Annotated in this window: 1 rRNA gene; it reads right to left on the bottom strand. The window is 50.3% G+C overall.

The window, feature by feature from the left end:
* Positions 1-1,382 (bottom strand): 23S ribosomal RNA (locus ACT29H_RS16735); the annotation flags it as partial.

The raw sequence follows: 1,382 nt of genomic DNA, 5'->3' as shown, positions 1-1,382 counted from the left end.
TTCTTTGTCTCCGACCTATCCTACACATCAATTACACAGACTCAATGTTAAGCTGCAGTAAAGGTTCACGGGGTCTTTCCGTCCCGTTGCGGGTAACCGGCATCTTCACCGGTACTACAATTTCACCGAGTGCGCGGCTGAGACAGTGCCCAGATCGTTACACCATTCGTGCAGGTCGGAACTTACCCGACAAGGAATTTCGCTACCTTAGGACCGTTATAGTTACGGCCGCCGTTTACCGGGGCTTCAATTCAATGCTTCGCTCAACGCTAACATCTCCTCTTAACCTTCCGGCACCGGGCAGGTGTCAGGCCTTATACTTCATCTTGCGATTTCGCAAAGCCCTGTGTTTTTGGTAAACAGTCGCCTGGGCCATTCCTCTGCGCCCTGTCTCTCGACAGGGGTCCTTTCTCCCGAAGTTACAGGACTATTTTGCCTAGTTCCTTAGCCGCGTATCTCTCGAGCGCCTTAGTATACTCAACCCAACTACGTGTGTCCGTTTACGGTACGGGCCCCTTTACTCGCTTTTCTTGGAGATATCTTATCGTCTTCGCTTCGGCCGTAGCCTAGGCTCTGGGTGCATTTCCGTCAGCACTCAGACGCCTCGATACCCCGTCACTTTCTTTGTAAAGGGGGTGCAGGAATTTTGACCTGCTTCCCATCGGCTTCCCCTTTCGGGTGATCCTTAGGACCCGACTTACCCTGATCCGTTGAACGTTGATCAGGAATCCTTAGTCTTTCGGCGTGGAGGACTTTCACCTCCATTATCGTTACTTATGCCTACATTTGCTTTTCCATCAACTCCACAATACCTCACAGTACTGCTTCCACGTCTATGGAATGCTCCCCTACCACTACCTTGCGGTAATCCACGTCTTCGGTAGCTGACTTTATGCCCGATTATTATCCATGCATGGTCGCTCGACTAGTGAGCTGTTACGCACTCTTTAAATGAATGGCTGCTTCCAAGCCAACATCCTAGCTGTCTCTGCAACCATACCGCGTTTTCTTCAACTTAGCCAGCATTTCGGGACCTTAGACGGTGGTCCGGGTTCTTTCCCTTTCGGACACGGACCTTAGCACCCGTGCCCTCACTCCTAAGCACCTTTTAACACCATTCGGAGTTTGTCAGGAGTTGACAGGCGTTGAAACCCTCGCCTCCTATCAGTAGCTCTACCTGTGTTAAAATTTTTCTTAAGGCTGCACCTAAATGCATTTCGGGGAGTACGAGCTATTTCCAGGTTTGATTGGCCTTTCACCCCTACCCACAGTTCATCCAAAAACTTTTCAACGTTTACTGGTTCGGTCCTTCATCCCGCTTTACCGGAACTTCAACCTGACCATGGGTAGATCACCTGGTTTCGCGTCTATAACTACCGACT

This window comes from Thermophagus sp. OGC60D27 (genome assembly GCF_052400625.1).
In the GTDB taxonomy this organism is placed as follows: Bacteria; Bacteroidota; Bacteroidia; order Bacteroidales; family Marinilabiliaceae; genus Thermophagus.
The sequence above is the reverse complement of the archived record's forward strand: the minus strand, read 5'-3'. Positions and strand labels throughout refer to the sequence as shown.